This is a genomic window from Pontibacter diazotrophicus (genome assembly GCF_003367245.1).
Taxonomy (GTDB): Bacteria; Bacteroidota; Bacteroidia; order Cytophagales; family Hymenobacteraceae; genus Pontibacter; species Pontibacter diazotrophicus.
This window is the reverse complement of record NZ_QRGR01000081.1, coordinates 1-1,034: the sequence shown is the minus strand read 5'-3', so window position 1 is coordinate 1,034 and position 1,034 is coordinate 1. Positions and strand designations below refer to the sequence as shown.

The window sequence follows — 1,034 nt, the reverse complement described above, 5'->3', positions numbered from 1 at the left end:
GGCCGTGAGGCAAGGGAGAAAGCGACCGCTGAGACAAAGTAAAACATCTGTTCAACTGTAAATAAGACATACTACATCATGAGCCAGAAGAAGATAAACGTGGCAATCGTGGGGCTTGGCTTTGGGGCCGAGTTCATTCCCATCTACCAGAAGCACCCCAACGCCAACATGTACGCCATCTGCCAGCGCACCCAGAGCAAGGTGGACGAGATAGGGGACGCCTTCGGGATTGAGGTAAGATACACCGACTACGAGGAGCTGCTGCGCGACCCGAACGTGGACGCCGTCCACATCAACACGCCTATCCAGAGCCACGCCGAGCAGTCCATCGCAGCGCTCAAGGCTGGCAAGCACGTGGCCTGCACCGTACCCATGGCCACCACCGTGGAGGAGTGCCGCCAGATAGTGGAGCTGGTGCAGGAGACGGGGCTGACCTACATGATGATGGAGACGGTTATCTACAGCCGCGAGTTTTTGTTCGTGAAGGAGCTGTACGAGAAGGGGGAGCTGGGCAGAATCCAGTTCCTGAGGGCCTCGCACCAGCAGGAGATGGCCGGCTGGCCCGGCTACTGGGAGGGGCTCCCGCCGATGCACTACGCCACCCACTGCGTAGGGCCGGTGCTGGCATTGCCCAGGACGGAGGCCGAGTACGTCTCCTGCCTGGGCTCAGGCAGGATAGACGAGGAGCTGATTCCGAAGTACGGCTCCCCCTTCGCCATCGAGACCTGCCACATCAAGTTCCGCGACTCGGACCTGTCGGCGGAGGTGACGCGCTCGCTGTTCAACACGGCGCGGCAGTACCGGGAGAGCTTCGACGTATACGGCTCGAAGAAGAGCTTTGAGTGGACGCAGATAGAGCACGAGGACAGCGTGATACACACAGGCGAGACGCCGGAGCGGGTGAAGATTCCGGACTACGCGCACCTGCTGCCGGAGGAGATTCAGAACTTTACGCAGGCGGGGGTGTATGACTCGGACGACAACCAGCACCTGTCCTTCATCCAGGGGGCGGGGCACGGCGGCTCGCACCCGCA

General features: G+C 61.0%; 1 protein-coding gene. It reads left to right on the top strand.

What is annotated here, in order from left to right; translation table 11 throughout:
* Positions 1–78: 78 nt before the first annotated feature.
* The coding region (locus DXT99_RS26755) for a Gfo/Idh/MocA family protein (protein ID WP_147294330.1) at positions 79–1,034 on the top strand (956 nt) is incomplete at its 3' end.